A 17,754-nucleotide genomic window follows, 5' to 3' on the forward strand; every position below is an offset into this window, starting at 1 on the left:
TTACCAACGCGGGGTGGAGCAGCTCGGTAGCTCGCTGGGCTCATAACCCAGAGGTCGCAGGTTCGAATCCTGTCCCCGCTACCAGCGGAAATGGCCCCCGGAGACGCCTCCGGGGGCCGTTTTCATGCCACTTGTGAATGGGTTTGTGAACCTTAGCGTTGCTTATCGTCTGATTCCGGACCTGATTCCGGATCCCAGCCGGCGCCTATCAGGAACGACGCTGCCTGCTCAGCGGCGGCGCGGTCGTCGTTCTTGAGGACGTGGGCATATGTCTCGAGAAAGAACCCCACGGTGGCGTGTCCGATCCGCTCGCTGACCACTTTCGGGCTCAGCCCGGCTTTCAGCGCGCTGGTCGCGTAGGAGTGCCGCAGATCATGGAATGCGACCCGTGAAGGCCGGTGCGATGAACACCTTGCATCCAACTCGTAGGATCGCGACCGGCATTTGCGGCAGCGCCCCCCGCGCGTTCACTGGGTCGGCATCGTGATGGTTTCCGCGCACGCGTTCTGATCGGAGGTCGTTGTCGGCAGTCGATCAACGTCTACGAGGGCCCATGAAAGACCACGGCGCCAGCGACGAAGAACTGGCCCATGCAACACACGAGTGGCACGATGAATGCCAGTTGTGGGCGCTTGCGCCACACAATGATCGTCAGGACGATGTCGAGGATGATCAGGACCGCACTACCAATTAGACCGGTCAAGATATCGTGCTGAAGGTGGGCTCCTCGACCGCAGTCTATTCCGTGAATTTTGCACTGGTCATGTGGATCGTCGACGGCGACGAAAACAGCGAACACAGTCAGCAGCGCCGTTCCCGCCGCCAAAACGCAATGGAGCCCGGCCAGCGCGATCGCCGCGGCCTTCTCACCCGAGCCCCTTGGGGGTGCGGGCCGCCAGGGGCCCGGCGAAGGTTGCCAAGAACCTGCGGGAAAGCCCGGGGGCGGTACGGGGGGCCAAGGTCCGCGCGGTGGTGGTGACTGAGACACGGAACTTTCTCCCTTTCACCGGCGACCAACCTTGCCACAGCCTATAGGGAAATACGGGGCTTAAGAGGGCAATGGGTCGCCGACTTCTGAGTCATTTTTCCTCAGTGGTGCAGCGCGGCGGCCAGAATCCCGGTGTACAACATGGTGATGGTTTACCGGGTCGTCCCCCTAGTTGACCATAATATCTGTTATGGGTTGAAAGATGCTGTCCGGCAACGTATATCGATTCACGCGTCCTTATGGTTTGCCAAACAAGTGGATTCATCTTGCGTGCTAAAGCACTGATGGCTCATCGACGGGGATTTGTCAGCCGAGTTAGGTGAAAGCTTGAACGCGTCTCAGGGCGCATCGCAGTGGAATCCGGTCACGGCACCGATGTCTTACTGGCCTTGACCGGCCGCGGGGGGCTGGTGCCGGGACTCGCGGCACCGTAGGGATTGACGCTTAGAAGCTGACCCACTACCCGCGCCACGCCGAGTTGACGAACCACCCAACGCCACGTCACCATCAGCACGGCCTGCGACCGGGCAACCCCGGTCCCATGCTCATGGCAAACCGGTGGTCCCTTCACCGTGGCAAGCGACACCTGGGTCGCGTTGCGGAGTTTGACGAACATGCAACGACACAACACCCACACTCCGCCGGCACACTGAGCGAAATTCCATGGGGGCCAGCTCGTCAATCCGCGCGGTGGACGGCGGCTGGCCTTCTACCTCACGGATATCTGGCGAATCACCACGCAGCAGCCGAATCTAAGAGTCGATGGCCTCGATGTCGCGCATGCGCGGAGCTGAGATCCGCGACAGCACTTCCGGTACTTCACATCTCGGCGAGGCTGGGGAAGCGTACGGAGCTCGTTGGGTTAGGCTATTAGCTGCGCTGATCCGTACCGTTAGCGACTGTTGCGAGGGTGTCAAGTGAGCTTGAGTGATTTGGCAGCCAGGTTTGTGGCGTTCATTCTCGCTGCCTACCCCCACGGCGTCCCCAAGACCGACTGCAGAGCGCTGCTGGCATTGCTGCGGCGTCGGTTATCCGAGGACGAGATAGCGGCAGTGGCCAGAGACCTGGTGGCTCGCGGCGAGTTGAAAATCGCCGATATTGGCGCGACCATCACGTGGTTCAGTGACAAACCGCCAACAGCGGCAGATCTTGAACGTGTCCAACGTCGCCTTCGAGGGGATTGGCTGGCCCGTTGGCCCTGACCAATTAGCGTGGGTGTTGCTCGGCGGGTTTCCACCGCCTGTGAGCTTCGCAGTCATCACGCCAGCAGGGGGGCCGCGTCGCTGTTGATCGCGGTGGCCCATGCCACAAGTTGGCTCCCGGAGATGCTCCGGGAGCCATTTTCATGCCAGGTGGACCAGGCGGCCTGCCACGCTTCGCAGATGCAGTCCCCGGTTCCTGGAGGACAATGAGGAGCTATGCCTGGCGCCCGCGAACCTGCACCGACAGCCGAACCGGTGACACGGTCTTCTGCGCCCTGGATAACGATTACCGGGTTGGACGGCTCCGGCAAGACGACGTTGCTGCAGGACTTAGTAGGCGAGCTGGGCGGATTCCAGTTCCGGTTGCCTTATCACCAGTTCGTGCGCCAATTCTTGAACGTATCGGGTGCAGGGACCGCGTTCGGTGACGTGCATACGGATCGCTTGCTGTTCGCCGCGGACGCCCGACTAACCAACTGTCTGATCGGGGAATGGCGGCAGTCGCACCCGCTTTTGCTGTCCCAGCGGGGTTGGATGGACAACTTCATCTTCGGGGCCGTGCAAGGCGTCAGTTACGAGGAGGCTGATGAGCTGCTGCGGCCTTCGGAGCTCGAACGCCCATCCGCGATCATCTACCTGACCGCCGAACCCCAGGTCGCCTTTAGCCGGATCGCCGCGGACCGGAACGGCGACAAATACGAGACGCTCGACTTCATTGCTGAGCAGCATCGAGAGACATCGCGGTTTTATGAATCAGTGAAGGCAGGCCTGCAGGTCTTGGCGCCTTTCGCGGGCATCCCGGCCATCTTCATCGACACGACCACAAAGACGAGGGAGACGGTGCTTCGCGAGGGGCGCGCTTTCCTGGCCCGTACGCTTGCCGCCAAGCCAGAGTCGGAATGAATCAAAGTTACTGTAGGCGTTGAGCTTTGACGTCGGCCGCTCGGTCGACGGTGAAGCGGCCAAGGCGGGCGTTAATTGCGTCGCTTTGCGAACAGCGCGGCTGCTGACTCGACGGTCGGAGCCCTCGGGTCACGGGCGCCGCGGGTGTCACAATGACGTGATGGCAAGCCGCGGTACCGACAACATCGTCCTGGTTGACATGGACGGGGTGCTGGCCGATTTCGACGCCGCGGTACTGGATCAGCTTCCGCCGGACATCGAACGCGTCGTTCGCACACATTTTTATATCGCCGAGGACTACCCGCGCCATGTCGCCGACGTCGAGTACATCACCGGCCATCCAGATTTCTTTCTGAACTTGCCGCTGGTCGATAAGGCGTTACTGGGCTGGCAGCGCCTGATCGACGCCGGATACCAACCGCGTATTTGTACGGCACCGCTGTCGCGAAACAGCCAGTCCGTTCAACACAAACTGGCATGGTTGCGGCGCCACTTCGTGCCCCGCTTCGGTGAACACGTGGTCAGTGACGCGATCATCGATAGAGAGAAATACCGCTACACCGGACTTGCTTTGATCGACGACCGGCCGGAAGTCGACACCAACAACGGCCAGGCCAACTGGTGCCACATCGTGTTCGACCGGCCCTACAACAAGCACTCCAGCGCTGCACTGCGAATACGAGGCTGGGACGATCCCCATCTGAACAGCACCCTAGAAGCCGCGTGCCGACGCACTCAGGCCTGACAAAAGCTCGGCTCAAAGGTCGGTCCTCACGCGATTAACCGCACTTACCTGTACTAGGTCTACGCCTCGGGGTATTCCATCGCGGCGGTAACCGGGCCCAGCGCAATCACCACCACCGGTCGTTCTAGACAGGCGCGCGGCAAGGCGAGAATGAGACGCCACGGCCTGGACTACAGCCCGGAGGTGCTGGCCGCGGTCTGGCTGATTTTCACGTATTCGAGGCGGGGGCGCCGACGCGGCGAATAGAGTAGCCGCCGGGACGGGCGTGGCCGTACCAAGCCATCATCGATGGACCTCCTAGGCCGGCGAGGTGCACATGAAAAAAGTTCTACTTCTTGTCGGGATCGCGATCGTAGTGGTGATCATCGGCGTGCTCGCTCTGCCAACCAAGGATCGGTGCGGCGCGGCGCGCTCCGCGTGCGCTACGGCACCTGATGCGCAGGGCTACATTCACTACTACTACGAGATCAAACCGCTCGGCGCGGTACTCATTGAATACGTGACAGGTTTGAAATTGGCGTTTCATTACAGTTCGGGCAACGAGAAGGTTCATTAGTAACCTTCCGATTCATCGGGATCCGGCGGCCCCGTCGGCTAGTGTTCGGCGCATGGGCCAGCCGGAGCCTCCGATGCCACCGCCATATGCTTCTGGGTCCTGGCCGACGACCAGCCGGCATCAAAACGGGTCCGCAATCGCTTCAGTAATCTTGGGCGTGATCGCGCTCGTCACCAGTTGGCTGCTGATCGGGATTTTTTTCGGTATCGCCGCGGTAGCGACTGGCTTCGTCGCCCGCTCTCGATCCACCGCGGGTGCAGTGAGCCCGCCTGGAATGGCCGTGGTCGGCATCGTGATTGGAGCGGTGGCCATCGTCGTGGGAATCGGTGCGCTGGGATTCCTCGTCTGGCTGATCGTGAATGTCCAGACCGACCCGTGCTTTCCGGTTAAGCATCACACGGGCTGCTACTGAGGCTGTACGGCTCGACAGTTGCCGATCGACACAAAGAAGACGCGGTTCAAGGGCTCTTCGTAAATAAGAGCGCCCCGGGTCTTCTTCGACCGCCATGCCTCAAACAGACTCGCCGAAGCCATCAACGGACGCCTGGAAGCGCTGTGCCGCAACGGATTCGGCAACCACCCACTACCGCTGGCGCTCACTCCTTCACAGCGGCGACCTGCACTCACTCGACAATGCACTCTGAATTACGAAGAGCGCAATTAGCCAACCGCGCTGTGCGACACGTGCGGAACCGGCGGTGTGCTGGGTAGCCGCGATCGCGTTGACCCCAATCGTTTTCGGCTGCACGTTCAGCAAGGCGCTGTCACAAGCCCTGAGACTGTCAGATCCGCAACGGTGTTCGCCGCGGGGCAGCCGCCGCTGACGAGCGCCGTACCGCTGCCGTTTACACCAATGGAGCTGACTTTTAGTCCGTCGGCGAACAGTAGAAGAGCGGGATGCGTTCGCAGCCGATCGATTTCCCCGATGAGACGGTCGGTGGTATTGGCACGTCGGTGGTGACCTTGTCGAGCCTGCAGGGACGCTTCAGGCGCGACCGCGAGGTCGGGGTCCGCGCTCGCGCACCGCCGGGCCCGCTCCCAGGAATTTTCGCGATTCTCGGAAACCTGGTGCCTTTCCGGCTTGTCCAACGTTGTTGACGACACCCACCCGACAGAGGAGAAAGTCATGGACGTTGCGAACTTCGGCCGGATGCTCATCGAGCACTACTTGCGTGAGCGCCGTCTGGTGTACCTCGTCGGCGGCGACGGGGAGTTCTGCGTGAAATTCACGAACAGCGAGCGCACCTCCGTCACGGCAATCATCTTCTCCATGGAGGGACCAGACGGCAACATTGCTGTGGTGCGCGCCCGCACCTCGGCGGTTTTCGTGCCGGACCAACACGCGAGGCTGACGGAGTTCGTCGACGAGTGGAACCGCACGAAACGCTGGCCGAAGGCGTACACGGTGGTCGGCGCCGACGGCGTACCGGAGATTATCGGCGAGTGCAGCTGGTTGATGGACAGCGAGTTTCCCTCGGATCTGTTTGACCGGTGGGTATCACTCGTTGTGGACGCCGCGGCGACGCTCTTCGAGGAGCTGACGGCGCGTCCACTGTCGCCGACTGCCGCCGAACTAGACTCCTGGCTCATGGGTCGGAGGTAGCCCGATGGCGATCATGCCGCACTGCGTGGTCTGCGGATTCGAACGCGGCTACCAGGAGGTAAAAGAAGTGACCTTCGCCGACTACGTGACCGATTGGCCGCATCCGCGGTCTGCAGACGGATCACTGATCGTCGGGTGGTCGAACTCGCTGGGCATCACGGCACCGCCCGGGGTAGGTCTGTTCTGCCGCGCGCATCTCAGGCGGGCGCGGCGCCTTCGGCACCTGACCAGTGCCGCAGCCGTCGAGATGATCTGTACCGACGCCGACCGCGGATTCAGCGGCCTGCTGCGGCGACTGCGGCTTCGCAGGCGACGGGCGCGACCGTGAAACGCAGTGGGACAACTGCAGCCCGGATACGGCTAAGGCGTGGGCTGCGGCCCGGTCAACGCCAGTAGTTCGGCATGCAACGCATTCCACCTGCCCCGCAGCGGCCCGAGCGACAACGCGAGTTTGTCGATGTGTTTGTGGCGGTCCACGTCGGCTTGACCGATCGCCTTTCGTTGCTCCTCCGCCTCGGCGATAGCAGCATCGACCGCCTCATCTATGGCGTCTCTCAGCTTCCATTTCAGGCGTTCGAACCGACGCAAGGTGTCGGTGCTGATGAGCTCTGTCGCCTCGCTGATCGCGTCTCGAACCCGTCGGGCAAGATCGTCACGCTTCTGGGCCTGGATGCGGAAGAACCGCTGCAACAGATACCAGCCCAGCCCGGGCAACATCATAGGCCCCAAAGTCACCCCGGCAGCGATGCCAATAGTGTGGGCGACAGCGTTGCCGATATTGTTCGCCATCATGGTGGCGAGGTATGACTGCTGCAGCGCGGCCATGGCGTTGGCACCGTTGCGGGCGGTGCGGGTGGCCTCGGCCAGGCAGTCGGCGGCGCTGCTGCCAGGGGCGGCCATGTGATGGGTCAGTGCGTCGATATCGACGAAAAACAGTCCCTGGATGAGATTTTCGGCGAGTTCCTCTACTCGACGATGCACCTCCGCAACGGTGTCTTGCTGCCACTCGCGCAGGTCGTGGACGATCTGCGCTTCCAGTGCCGCAAAATCGTCGCGAGCGTTGGCGGCAACTGCGCGGTCGGCGTACTCGCGGTCAAGCTCCTTCGCCCGCTGCTTACGCGCGTCCTGAGCGGCCCACTCCGCCTCGCTCATCAGTCTGTACATCAGCGTCTGCCAGGCCCCGCGATGTTGGCGCAGCGTCGACAGCCGGCCGGTGACGACGTCAAGACCCTCGGCCTCTCCGGTGCGTTCCTTCAAGACGCTACGGCGTTGTGCGAGTGCACCATACGCGGTCGCCAGAGACTGCTTGATCTGGCGCAAGGCGTTGCGCTGGGTGTGGACATGCTGGCTGGCGGCAATCTCGCGCAATACCGCGCGCAACGGCTCGATGCCGGATTCGGCCAGCGACTCGGCATCACCGAGCGCCGCCTCGGCGGCCAGCTCCGCGGATACCGCAAGGAACGTCAGGCCCCTGACCTGGTCCGGCGGTAGGCGCTTTTTGATCACGGCGATGTTCTCTTCGAGATTCGCGGTCCCGCCGTCGTCGGTGTTGTCCACCTTGGACAGCACGAACACCACGTGGTCAATGCAGGACGCGGCTTCGACCAGGAATCCGGCCGCGGCCAGGGAAAGCTTTTCGCCTGCAGCGCACACGAAGACCAGCGCGGCGGCACCTTCGAGCGCCGCCAACGTCATCGACGTCGTCGTGGGATCAAGGCCGCCGACACCCGGGGTGTCGAACAATGTCACCTCCGCCAACATCGGATGGTCGATCACCACTTCCACGAAGTCGACGGCGACATCGGCCGGATCTCGTTGCACCGTCACCGAGGCGAGCTCCTCCACGCCGACGGTTTCGGTGCGGCCATCGACGAGGCCCAACCGCACGTGTTCGGGGCTGCCGCCCCCCACCGCGAACGGCTGCTTGGTCGGAAGCACAGGCAGGTCCGCGCGACCCAGTACCGCGTTGATCAATGCGGTCTTGCCTGCACCCACCTCTCCGACGAACACGATCTTGGCCCGGTCCGCCGGTTGCGTTGTCGCCGAGGGCAACTGGCGCAGGGCGAGCTGAATCTCGTGGTTGGTGTAAACGGTGCCCAGGTCGGCGGCCAACGCCTCAATCCTGTCGCCCATCGACGGCTCCGTCATGGCACCCACTTGTATACGACCACTTCGGCCGGCGCGAGCAGCCGGTCGCCGTCGAGATACCCGGGAGTCAGCGTGCGCGCAACCAGGCCGTCGTCGGCAGGTTCGGGGGCCGGCAGGGTGTGATCGACGCGGTGGCGGGCGGAGTCCTTGAATTGGCCGGTCGGGTCGAACACCGACACGCCAGCGTCGCGGAGGGCCTCGTCGAGGACATCGGCCAGCAGAGGATCATCAAGCAGACCACGGACTTTCACACATCCACTGACCAGTGTGCCGCGGTGTTCGGCGATCGCGGGGACAGGCTGCTCTTGGGATCGCCGAACAACGCGCCGGACGATGAGGCCGATCAGGACACCGGCCGCCACCAGCAGCAGTGCCGCGAAGGCCAGCAACGACAGTGTCGGAACCCAGTCGATGCCGGCGGCGAAGCCCGCTGATGCGACGAGTGAGGCACTGAATTGAGTCATCGCGAATGCTCGAGGCTGCGGCGGATAATCGAAGCGGAACGCACAGCGGTGCGGGCGATTTCGCGCGCACCGCTATCCACAGCGGTGTTCGCGTACGCCTGCCAGACGTTGACCGCCGTAGCGGCGGCACTGGCGAACTGCGCAGGATCGTCTGTGGCGCAGCCTAATCGGCTTGCCGGGTCGACTTCCTCGAAGAGCCTCAGCAGGGCGCCGCGCGTGGAGTCATCACCCACCGTGCACGCTCCGGAATACAGGGCGGCCAACGCGCGCAGTTCGTTCAGCGTGTGCAGGGCGTCGCTGGACCGCAGAACCTCAATTCCGTCGAGTACCTCGTCTCGGACATGCTTGGTTACCTCGGGCCGCCGCGCGAGCCTTTCCACTTCGGCGAGGATACGCGTCGCCTTGTGGACTGCGCCTGCGTTCACGAAAAGGCTGTTGATGCGCCGCAGCAACACGGCCATCCCGGAAGTCCTGCGCATCGCGGAGTACAACGCCGGTGTCGAGCTAGACGCGTAGCCGGGTGCGCTGAACTCGCGGATACCCTGTATCGCAAGCCTTTCCACGAGTTCTGTTCTGCGAGCCCGGGGCAGCTGGGCTTGGGTGAGAACCGCGGACTCCTGAAAGCGCGAAGCGGTGCGCAGCATCCGCAGGCGTTGGTCCTGCCGCAGTGCCGCGATCGTGTGCAGCGCGTCGGTGTGAGTTTGGTTGAACGCTGCGCTCTCGGTGGTTTCGGCGAGGCGGCCCATCACGGGCAACACACCGGCGAGCTGGCGCCTGAATCTGGCCGCATGGCCGTCCGCCACGGCAGTCGCGGTGGTGAGGGGATCCGGACCGGGATAGGTGTCAGCGCGGCTGAGCGCTCCGATCGCGTTTGCGGGGAAGGTGTAGCGCGAGCGGGTTCGTCGGCGGAAGTCGTTGATGACGGCGCTTTCGGTTTCGCGGATCTCGGCACCGCCGAACACGAAGAGCAAGACGTCGGCGGCACCGCTTGCCAGCAATGTCTCGGTCTGCCGGGCAAGTCCCTCATCCCCGGACAGGCCGGGAGTGTCGATGACGGTCAGCTGCCGCAGCCGCTCGAACGACAAGGGGACATCGAGGCGCTCGATGGTGGCTTCGGGGACCGGCAGATCGTCAGGCAATCGAGGCTCACTGGACTGCGGATCGGCGACAAGCCACAGCGGGCGGCGACTACCGTCACGACAGATGACTTCGCGCTGTTGCTGCCCGAACCGGTACCAGGTGACCACCCGGGTGCATTCGGTGGCGGCGGTGGGCGCAACCCGGTGACCGATCAGGGCGTTGACCAACGTCGACTTGCCGGCGCTGGTATGTCCTGCGACCGCCAGCGTCAGCGGCTCCTCGAGAGTGGCCTCCAAGCTAGCCAATTCACCGTCCGGGTCGCCGAGCAGTCGAACGGCGTCGGCGATCAGTTTCGATACGTCCGACCTCAGCGCCCCCGTCACCGCGGCCCCCGCGTCGTCCACATACGTGCCATGCCCGTATTCGACAGCGCCAGGCGCACCAAAGTTCCCCGGATCGGCGTGCGCGCGTGTACAACCGGCATAGCGGAATGATAGGGGCGAACCGTCGAGGGGGCCTGGTTTTGCGCACCGCCCGGTGGGCTCCTCGCCGGCCGTGCGGCGCGAATTCGCCAGAGCGTCGGCGATTGTCTACCACCCGAGGACGCGCGCCGTATGCTACGGGAGACGTGCAGCCGGGCCTGTGGGCCGCTCGCCGCAGGTCGCACAGTGCGGAGGCACCGATGAGCGAGGTGTCCGGAGCGGACATGCCCGACGAGGGCGCCCTGGTCGAGGCCGCCCAGCAGGGTGACCGGCAGGCGATGAACCAGTTGCTGGCCAGGCACTGGAAGACCGTCGATACGCTGTGCCGCCGCATGTTGCGCAATGCGCTGGACGCCGAGGACGCGCGACAGGAGGCGTTGTTACAGGCGGCGCGGCGGATCTCGACGTTTCAGGGCCGGTCGTCGTTCGGCACCTGGATCTACGCGGTGACGCGCCATGTCTGTTTGAACGAAATCCAGAAGGCCACCCGCCACCCCACGACACCGTTCGCCGACCAGCTCGACGGATCAGTGGCCCCCGCCGGCAGCCTGCGCCATGACCGCAGACAGGTGCCGCGGCGCCCCGTATCCGCCGACGACCTCGGACGCGCCTCGCAGCGCCTCGATATCGACGCGGCCATGCGCGAGGTCAGTCCGGCCTACCACTCGGTGCTGGTGATGTGGTTCTTCGGAGACATGACCCTCGCCGACATCGCCTCCCGGCTGGATATCCCGGTGAACACCGTCAAGACGAGACTGTTCAAGGGAAAGGCACAACTGGCTCAGCTGTTGGGGGAACCTGACGACCCGATGGCATTGTCCAACCAGGGTTCGCGATGAACCGGACTTCCGAACAGCGCAACGAACCGCGACCAGCCGAGGTGATGATCCGATGAGCGATCACGACGACGGTGGCTTCGACGACGAACTCGTCCCCCCCGACGACGCCATCGCCGATCAGGTGCTGCGCGACCTGCTGACCCGGATCCCGCACGACCCCGACGCGATCGGTGAGATTCCCGCCGATGCGCTGGCCGAGATCGATCGCGCCGTCACCGCGGCCTGGCCCGATGACCGTCCGCCGAACGCGGAGCAGATCGCGCGGGAAGACGGCGATGATCCCTTCCTGCCCCACGACGTCGCGCCCGATCATCCGTGGTCTGATGACGTGCACCCCGGCCACGACGCCTACGGGCACGAGGACTCCCACGGCGGGCACGAGCAGCCCGACGACCGCGGTCACCACGGACACGACGACGGCTGGCATTTCTGACCCGGCTGCGCGTGAAGGGAAACCTTTCACCGCTGTCGCGCTGTCTACCAAGCAGCGGGCACACCAGCGGCCCCACCCACCACCGAAGGGATGCGTTCGATGAGCGATCACGCCGAGCACACATTTGGCGCCGGAGCGTCTCACGGGGCTTTTCACGAGGCCCATGACGACCACTCCCACTTTGGCTCGCACGACCCGCACGACAGCCATGACTTCGTGCCCGGCATGCCCTACGCGCAGCCGGTCGGCCCCGGCTTCGAGCACGGCGATCCGGCGCAGGCCGTGACCTATTGGTTCGCCCAGCACGGCAGCGACTGTGTGCCCGCCTCGGTGACCCAGGTCCTCAGTGAAGCCGTCGGTCATCGGGTGCCCGAGTCCGAAGTACTGCAACGGATGACAACGCTCGGCATGGACCTGCCGACCAGCACCCAAGGCGTTCCGTTCGCCGACGCCGAAAGGCTGCTGGACAGCTTCGGGATTTCCTCGCACGAGGAGCACCACGTCACGCTGGCTCGGCTGGAGGGCTACCTGGACCAGGGGCGCAGCGTCATCCTGGGTGTGGACGCCAATCCGATCTGGCACTATCAGGACGGGGAATCCCAGGGCCCTGCCCCGCACGCGGTGATGATCACCTCGATCGACGAATCGACCGGCACCGTCACGCTCTCGGACACCGGCAACCCCCATGGCAACGAGGAGCACGTGCCGCTGAACGTCTTCATGTACGCGTGGGGTGAACAGGGCAATCAGCTGGTGGTCACCGACTCCGCGATCGACCATCATCCGGGACCGGCGCTGATGCCGCTGACGCTGCACCCGTTCCCCCCGGACCTCCCGACGCACAGCGTTCCGCCACTCGCAAACCCCGAAATACCTGACGGACTGGCGCGGCCGGGTCAGAGCTACGCAGTACTGGCGGGTGACACGTTGTGGGACATCGCCGAACGCGCCTACGGCAACGGTGCCGACTACACCGTCATCGCCGCGGCCAACGGCATCACCGATCCCGATCACATCGCGGCGGGCGTGGTGCTGACGATTCCCGAACGCACCGAGTAGCCGGCAGGCGTTGTGAAGACACGGATCGCGCGCTTGTCAGCTCAGGCTACGGTGGCGCTGGCGGTAGTCGCCGGCGCACCCGCGGCCCACGCCGACACCGACTACCAGTTTTTCCAGTCCCCGTCGGGAAACATCGCTTGCCTGTTGGGCACCGTCTCCGAAAACGGCGGACCGCGGGCGACCGCAAGCTGTCAGGTCGGCGAACACACCTTCGCCGCACCGCCTCGCCCCGGCGCTTGTGCAGGCGGCTGGGGCGACAGCGTCGTCGTGACACAGGGACGGCCGGCGTCGATGCAGTGCCACACGGACACAATGCTTCCGTCGCACGATCCGGTGCTGCCGTACGGCCACAGCCGCTCGGCCGGCCCGATCACCTGTGCGAGCGAACCGTCCGGAATCACATGTACCGATACGACGACCGGGCACGCCTTTTCGCTCTCGCACGACGGTTATCGGCTCAGCTGATCGCTGCGACGCCGTTCGCCGGAAGGCACGCCGGATCGACCGGGCCGACCTATATTTCAGTCATGCCCGATTGCCAGAGGAGTCGCTGAGATGTGGTCGTTGGGGGTGGACTTCGGAACCACCGCGACCGCGGCGGCCGTCGGGATACCCGGAGCTGACCCGGCGTCCGTGGTACTGGCCAATGGCGCCCCGACCATGCCCTCGTCGGTCTTCGCCGAGCGCGGCGGCGCACTGCTGGCCGGAGACGACGCCGACAACTTCGCCGCCGACGACTGGCGAGCCTATGAGCCGACGCCCAAACGGTGCGTCGACACCGACCCTATCCTCCTGGGCGACAACGAATTCAGGCCGGCACAACTGATCGGCGCGGTGATTTGCCCCGTCATCGCCGACGCCGTCCGACATCGAAACGGCCAGCCGCCCGCGCGATTGGTCCTCACGCATCCGGTCCGCTGGCGGCAGACCCACCGTGATCTTCTCGCCGATGCTCTAATCGCAGGTTCTGCCGAGAGCGGCGGTACGGGACTGCCTGAGCCTGAGTTCGTCAGCGAGCCGGAGGCCGCGGCGCACTGGTTCGCCCGGCGCAACCCGCCACGACCCGGCGACTACGTCGCCGTCTATGACCTCGGCGGGGGGACGTTCGACACCACAGTGTTGCGCGCCCAGCCCGACGGCGGGTTCGAGGAGGTCAAATCCGGAGGGATCGAGCAGTTGGGCGGCTTCGACTTCGATCAGGCGCTGTTCACCTATCTCGGCGAGCGCCACATCCACCCCGCCGACCCTGGGCTGTGGATGGCTCTGTCGGACCCCGCTACCGAGGATCCCACCGCGCTGCGGCAACGACGCCAGCTGCGTCAACGTGCCCAACTGCTGAAGCACAGGTTGACGACATTGAGGGAATTCACGTTGGGCCTGCCGGGCGTCCGTGAACCGGTATCGGTCACTCTCTCCGAATACGAGACGCTGATCCGTGGTCACGTCGAGGACACGATCACCGAACTCAGCCAAACGATCTCCGATGCCGGACTCGAGATCGACGACATCAGCGTCATCTATCGCATCGGTGGGGCGGCCATTACACCAGTCGTCCGTGCCGCCCTTGACGAACTACGCCGCCCGGTGCGTCAGGACGAAGATCATTGGAAGCTCGTGGTTGCCCTAGGGGCCGTGACGATGCCGGCGGAGCGGACGGAGAATCAGAAGCGAGCGAGGCCGAAGCGCTCGACCACTGACCTTCCGCCGGCATCAGACGCGCTGGCGGCCTCTGACCCCACCGCTACGGCCCGATCGCTCGAACGTCTGGTCGCCGGCGCCGATCCAGAGCTCTCATCGAGCGCCGCCGTCCAATTGGCGCGAATGCCGTTGCCGGACAAGCTCACTGCCCGTCACGATCACGCTGTGACCGCCGCGCTGATGGGGGATTACGGCCTGGCTTGCAGCGAACTCGAGGCCGTTGTCAGGGAACGCACCGCGGCACTGGGCGCGCGGCACCCTGACACCATCGGCTCCCGTCGATTGTTGGCACAGTTCCGGATGCTGTCCGGCGAAAGTGAGCGTGCCGCAGGGGAATTCGCCGAGCTATCCAAGACGTACCGGAGTCTGAACGATCCCTGGGCGCTGGTGTGCGATTACTACCATTCACAGTGCGACAAGAGCGTCAGCGTCGACGTCGACTACCTGAGGCGGCTGCACCAGGCCGCAGCCAAGTTGTGCACGCAGTACGTGGAAGAATTCGGACCCGTCTCCACCGAGACGGTGTCAGCGCGCCTCGCGCTGGTCCAGCTATATGAGCTCGATGAATATCGTTCGACAAGCGCTGAGGAGTATCGGCACCTGGTCGAGGCGATGTCGATAATCCGCGGCGCCGAGCACTCGGACACCCTGCGCCTGCGCCTGCGGCTGGGCGTGGTTCTCCGATCAATCAACGATATGGAAGCCGGGTTGTCGGAGCTGCGGGCCGTGGTCGCGGCACTGACCAAATCGCGCGGAGCCGATGACCCCGATACCTTGTTCGCCCGGGTGCAGCTGGCCGAGAGGTCCGGCCTCGCGTACGGAGCGCCAGCGAGTGCCGCCGACTGGACATCGATACTGCACGATTCAAAGGCCACCCTGGGGCCCGATCACCCGGCCACGCTCTACGCCGCCCACGCCCACGCCGTCTGGCTGGCCGACGACAAACGGTACTTCGAGGCGCTCACCGAACTCGAGGCCGTCGCGGCCGCGCGCACCCGGGTGCTGGGCCCCCGCAACCTTTGCACGCTGCATTCCCGCTGGCAGCTCGCCGTCGTCGCCGGCTCCACGGGCAATGCCGCCCGGGCCGCCGTCGAGCTGAAACGGGTGTTGTCCGACGCGAAAAGCTTTCCGGCTGTTGCACTAACGCTGGAGAACGGGATCAGCATGACGGGGCTCGCTGCCGATCTCAAAACGTGGTGGGCGAAGTCTTCGACGTTGGCGCGCCGGCGCTATGCGGTTGCGAACGGAACTGCCGAGGAGCGCGCCGCCTCCCAACGGCAGACGTGGCTGCGGCCCTGATCCGCTAGACGCATTCCGCGGAGAACCTTTCGCTGCCGCAGGCCCTCACACCTTGCAGCAGCCGTCGGCTGCCGGTCATCATCCCCACCCGTACGAGGAGTCGACATGAACACCACCACCATCCGCAACATCCTGGGTGCCCTCGCCGCTGTCGTGGTCATCCCCGCGGGGGCACTGGCCGTCGCCAGCACCGCGAGCGCCGAGAAGCCACAGGTCAGTGCCGCCGATCAGCAGTTCCTCTCCGCCATCAGCAAGGAAGGAATCGGCTTCGACACACCCCAGGGCGCGATCGCCGACGCCAACAGCGTGTGCCAGTCGCTGGGCGGCGGCGGCACCGGGGGACAGCTGGTCAGCGACATCACCTCGCACACCAACCTGACACGCCGGCAGGCCGCCGTCTTCCTGGTCCAGTCGGTCAAGACCTACTGCCCCTCCGAAAGCGGACAACTCACCGCCAAGTGAGCCGACGCGTGCCCCGGATTCCGATCGGGATCCGGGGCACGTCCGTATCATCAGCACGCAGCGCCCGGGGTATGGACGCACGGAGTGGGCATATGGATGGAGGGAAAGGTGGGCACTGGCTTGTCGGGATGGGTCAAAGTGTGCCAATGCAGTACCACATAAAGGATCCCAGCCCCCACGAAAAGCAAGCCGCCGCCCCCAGCGACCTTGGCGGGACTGATCTTTCGCGGAACGTCCGGGATTTTGGGACGCTGCCGAGGCTCGGCATTGTTTTCGGCCGAATCATCGCTCACGCTGGCCCCCTGCCCGGGCATTCTTCGACATGCAGCAAAGGCGCTCATCAGCCGATACTGACCGGGTGAGAGTACCAAGAGCTGCCCGTCACCGCCAGGCTGAAGGCATTGGGGCAAATGCCTAGTACCGGGACCAGCGGCGCTTGTCGAGCGCGTAAAGCCACGGCAATGTCAAAAAGGGCGTCATGTAGAAGATGTCGAATACCCACCAGCCGGTGACGCCGAAGACGCTCGCGCCGAATCGCTCGGGGAAGTTCACGACCATGTTGACGACGTAGCCCAGCCACACCATCAGATAGGCCCAGCTGGTGATGATCATCCATCGATATCCCCAGCGCTTGAGCTTGATGAAGCCGTATGCCGCGGCGAGCCGGGCGGGGAAGAGGCCCAGGATGCACAGGAATTCCCAGCTCTTCTCCCCGGCAGCGGCGGAGCCGCCCGCCCAGGTGCTGTTGTAGTCGAGGTAATAGGCGCCGTCCACGAGCCGGCCCCACCCGGTGAAAGCCCATTCGACGATGCGGGCGTTGTGGGCCCAAACGTCCAATGACCAGCCGAGGAAGTTGGCGGCCGCGTCGACCATCGCGAACATGCCGAACAGTGTGACCGCCGACGGCCGGACAAACTCCCCAGAAGTCTTGGCCCTTGCCATCTTGACGAATCCGAGGGCGATGATGACGAGGCCGATCGGGCTAAAGATGAGACTGCCCGCCAGTACCGCTCCGGTGATCAGCCAGCGGTCGGCGGCCTTGACCGCTGGTCCATCGTTGTCAGGCACCACGCGGTGCGGGGTCTGTGCGGTGGTGGGAGTCGCTTCGATGCTGCTCATAGCACCCAGCCGTAACGTATTGCCACAACCGGGATGACTAAGGAAGCGCCGACAACGATGCCGACCAGGCACGAAATGGCAACTGCCATCAAGAACTTGGTCAACGTCGGCACCTGCACGACGTACCAGGAGGCGCCGTCGGCCAGATCGACATCGTCGTCATCGGGCGCTACCGGATCGTCGATGCTCGGGTTTTCCATTCGGCTCGCTGCCAAGTACCAGACGGCCAGAATCACCACGTCCACGGCAACGGCGCCGGCGAGCAATCCGAGGTCCCCCCAGAACCCAGTGCCTCGCGTCGGCGGTAGCCGCTCGGGAAGTTCTTTGCCGTCGCCCATTCCGGTGCCGTAACCAAACACTGCGGCCGCCGAATAGCAGGCGGAGATGACGATTACGAAGAAGGCGACACACACGGCCGCGAGCACATATATGCCCCGTTTGCGCTGGCGATACGCGCGGTCAGAGGCGGAGGCTGCCATCTCACCCGCCCCTGGCGAAAGCAACGGCGTTGCCTCGGGTTGCGGATTGGCGGGAGTGGAAATCCCCGTTTGGTGGTCCTGCATCGACATCCCCCGTGCAGCGGACTGTCCGCGCATTGATCGGCGCCCAGGTACGCACAGTCCTTCCAAGTAGTTCATGGCGAGCCTAGCATGGAACATATATTTGGTTCAAGG

Annotated in this window: 20 protein-coding genes and 1 tRNA gene; 15 read left to right on the plus strand and 6 right to left on the minus strand. The window is 64.4% G+C overall.

Translation table 11 applies throughout. The features are described 5' to 3' along the window. The first annotated feature begins 7 nt into the window (after positions 1-7). Positions 8-84: transfer RNA gene (locus tag A5764_RS03130), tRNA-Met, on the plus strand. A 68-nt stretch (positions 85-152) separates the two neighbouring features. Here A5764_RS03130 and A5764_RS27115 read toward each other — a convergent pair. Next, entirely contained in the window at positions 153-422 is a 270-nt protein-coding gene (locus tag A5764_RS27115; RefSeq protein WP_231989586.1) for a tyrosine-type recombinase/integrase, read from the minus strand. Positions 423-553: 131 nt separating this feature from the next. Between A5764_RS27115 and A5764_RS28040 the strand changes: the two genes are divergently transcribed. The 8 genes from A5764_RS28040 to A5764_RS03170 all read left to right on the plus strand — a co-directional run bounded on the left by A5764_RS28040 (position 554) and on the right by A5764_RS03170 (position 6,325). Beyond that, on the plus strand, positions 554-694 hold the full coding sequence (locus A5764_RS28040) for a hypothetical protein (RefSeq protein WP_156664469.1): 141 nt from the start codon (positions 554-556) through the stop codon (positions 692-694). A gap of 1,241 nt (positions 695-1,935) precedes the next feature. Then, on the plus strand, positions 1,936-2,190 hold the full coding sequence (locus tag A5764_RS27120; RefSeq protein WP_231989595.1) for a DUF3349 domain-containing protein: 255 nt from the start codon (positions 1,936-1,938) through the stop codon (positions 2,188-2,190). A gap of 216 nt (positions 2,191-2,406) precedes the next feature. Then, positions 2,407-3,093 carry an AAA family ATPase gene (locus tag A5764_RS03145; RefSeq protein WP_082951444.1) on the plus strand — a complete coding sequence of 229 codons (687 nt, stop codon included), beginning with the start codon at positions 2,407-2,409 and terminating at the stop codon, positions 3,091-3,093. Positions 3,094-3,253: 160 nt separating this feature from the next. Continuing rightward, positions 3,254-3,838 (plus strand): hypothetical protein, encoded by a 585-nt coding sequence (locus A5764_RS03150; protein ID WP_067108373.1) that lies wholly within the window; start codon positions 3,254-3,256, stop codon positions 3,836-3,838. Positions 3,839-4,154: 316 nt separating this feature from the next. After that, positions 4,155-4,394: a hypothetical protein gene (locus A5764_RS03155; protein WP_067108377.1), complete on the plus strand. Its 240-nt coding sequence runs from the start codon at positions 4,155-4,157 to the stop codon at positions 4,392-4,394. Between the two features lie 157 nt (positions 4,395-4,551). Continuing rightward, entirely contained in the window at positions 4,552-4,806 is a 255-nt protein-coding gene (locus A5764_RS03160) for a hypothetical protein (protein ID WP_067108380.1), read from the plus strand. Positions 4,807-5,520: 714 nt separating this feature from the next. Beyond that, complete coding sequence (locus tag A5764_RS03165; protein WP_067108383.1) at positions 5,521-5,997, plus strand: YbjN domain-containing protein; 477 nt, start codon at positions 5,521-5,523, stop codon at positions 5,995-5,997. A 4-nt stretch (positions 5,998-6,001) separates the two neighbouring features. Continuing rightward, complete coding sequence (locus tag A5764_RS03170; RefSeq protein ID WP_067108387.1) at positions 6,002-6,325, plus strand: hypothetical protein; 324 nt, start codon at positions 6,002-6,004, stop codon at positions 6,323-6,325. A gap of 32 nt (positions 6,326-6,357) precedes the next feature. Here A5764_RS03170 and A5764_RS03175 read toward each other — a convergent pair whose 3' ends face one another. The 3 genes from A5764_RS03175 to A5764_RS03185 are packed head-to-tail and all read right to left on the minus strand — an operon-like array spanning position 6,358 to position 10,093. Next, the gene (locus tag A5764_RS03175; RefSeq protein WP_197501187.1) at positions 6,358-8,130 is read right to left on the minus strand and encodes a dynamin family protein; all 1,773 of its coding nucleotides are present in this window, start codon (positions 8,128-8,130) and stop codon (positions 6,358-6,360) included. 11 nt (positions 8,131-8,141) lie between these two features. Beyond that, positions 8,142-8,609, minus strand: a complete 468-nt coding sequence (locus A5764_RS03180; RefSeq protein WP_067108393.1) for a nucleotide exchange factor GrpE — start codon at positions 8,607-8,609, stop codon at positions 8,142-8,144. Next, the gene (locus A5764_RS03185) at positions 8,606-10,093 is read right to left on the minus strand and encodes a GTPase (RefSeq protein WP_067108397.1); all 1,488 of its coding nucleotides are present in this window, start codon (positions 10,091-10,093) and stop codon (positions 8,606-8,608) included. Before A5764_RS03185 ends, A5764_RS03180 begins: the two co-directional genes overlap by 4 nt. 278 nt (positions 10,094-10,371) lie before the next feature. On the opposite strand from A5764_RS03185, the gene A5764_RS03190 reads away from it, so the two are divergent. The 6 genes from A5764_RS03190 (at position 10,372) to A5764_RS03215 (ending at position 15,961) form a co-directional block, all read left to right on the plus strand. Next, positions 10,372-11,010: an RNA polymerase sigma factor gene (locus A5764_RS03190; RefSeq protein WP_067108400.1), complete on the plus strand. Its 639-nt coding sequence runs from the start codon at positions 10,372-10,374 to the stop codon at positions 11,008-11,010. A 52-nt stretch (positions 11,011-11,062) separates the two neighbouring features. Further along, on the plus strand, positions 11,063-11,443 hold the full coding sequence (locus tag A5764_RS03195; protein WP_067108403.1) for a hypothetical protein: 381 nt from the start codon (positions 11,063-11,065) through the stop codon (positions 11,441-11,443). A 99-nt stretch (positions 11,444-11,542) separates the two neighbouring features. Continuing rightward, a complete protein-coding gene (locus A5764_RS29160; protein WP_231989587.1) occupies positions 11,543-12,502 on the plus strand; it encodes a LysM peptidoglycan-binding domain-containing protein in 960 nt (319 codons plus the stop codon). 33 nt (positions 12,503-12,535) lie between these two features. Beyond that, positions 12,536-12,967, plus strand: a complete 432-nt coding sequence (locus A5764_RS03205) for a DUF6636 domain-containing protein (protein ID WP_156664471.1) — start codon at positions 12,536-12,538, stop codon at positions 12,965-12,967. A 90-nt stretch (positions 12,968-13,057) separates the two neighbouring features. Then, on the plus strand, positions 13,058-15,499 hold the full coding sequence (locus A5764_RS03210; RefSeq protein ID WP_067108410.1) for an Hsp70 family protein: 2,442 nt from the start codon (positions 13,058-13,060) through the stop codon (positions 15,497-15,499). Positions 15,500-15,604: 105 nt separating this feature from the next. After that, positions 15,605-15,961, plus strand: a complete 357-nt coding sequence (locus A5764_RS03215) for a DUF732 domain-containing protein (RefSeq protein ID WP_082951448.1) — start codon at positions 15,605-15,607, stop codon at positions 15,959-15,961. A gap of 414 nt (positions 15,962-16,375) precedes the next feature. Here the strand turns inward: A5764_RS03215 and A5764_RS03220 are convergent, their stop codons facing one another. Then, positions 16,376-17,080 (minus strand): hypothetical protein, encoded by a 705-nt coding sequence (locus A5764_RS03220; RefSeq protein ID WP_082951449.1) that lies wholly within the window; start codon positions 17,078-17,080, stop codon positions 16,376-16,378. Further along, on the minus strand, positions 17,077-17,649 hold the full coding sequence (locus A5764_RS03225) for a hypothetical protein (RefSeq protein WP_067108413.1): 573 nt from the start codon (positions 17,647-17,649) through the stop codon (positions 17,077-17,079). Before A5764_RS03225 ends, A5764_RS03220 begins: the two co-directional genes overlap by 4 nt. Between the last annotated feature and the right edge of the window lie 105 nt (positions 17,650-17,754).

Source organism: Mycobacterium sp. 852002-51057_SCH5723018 (assembly GCF_001667035.1).
Lineage (GTDB): Bacteria > Actinomycetota > Actinomycetes > Mycobacteriales > Mycobacteriaceae > Mycobacterium.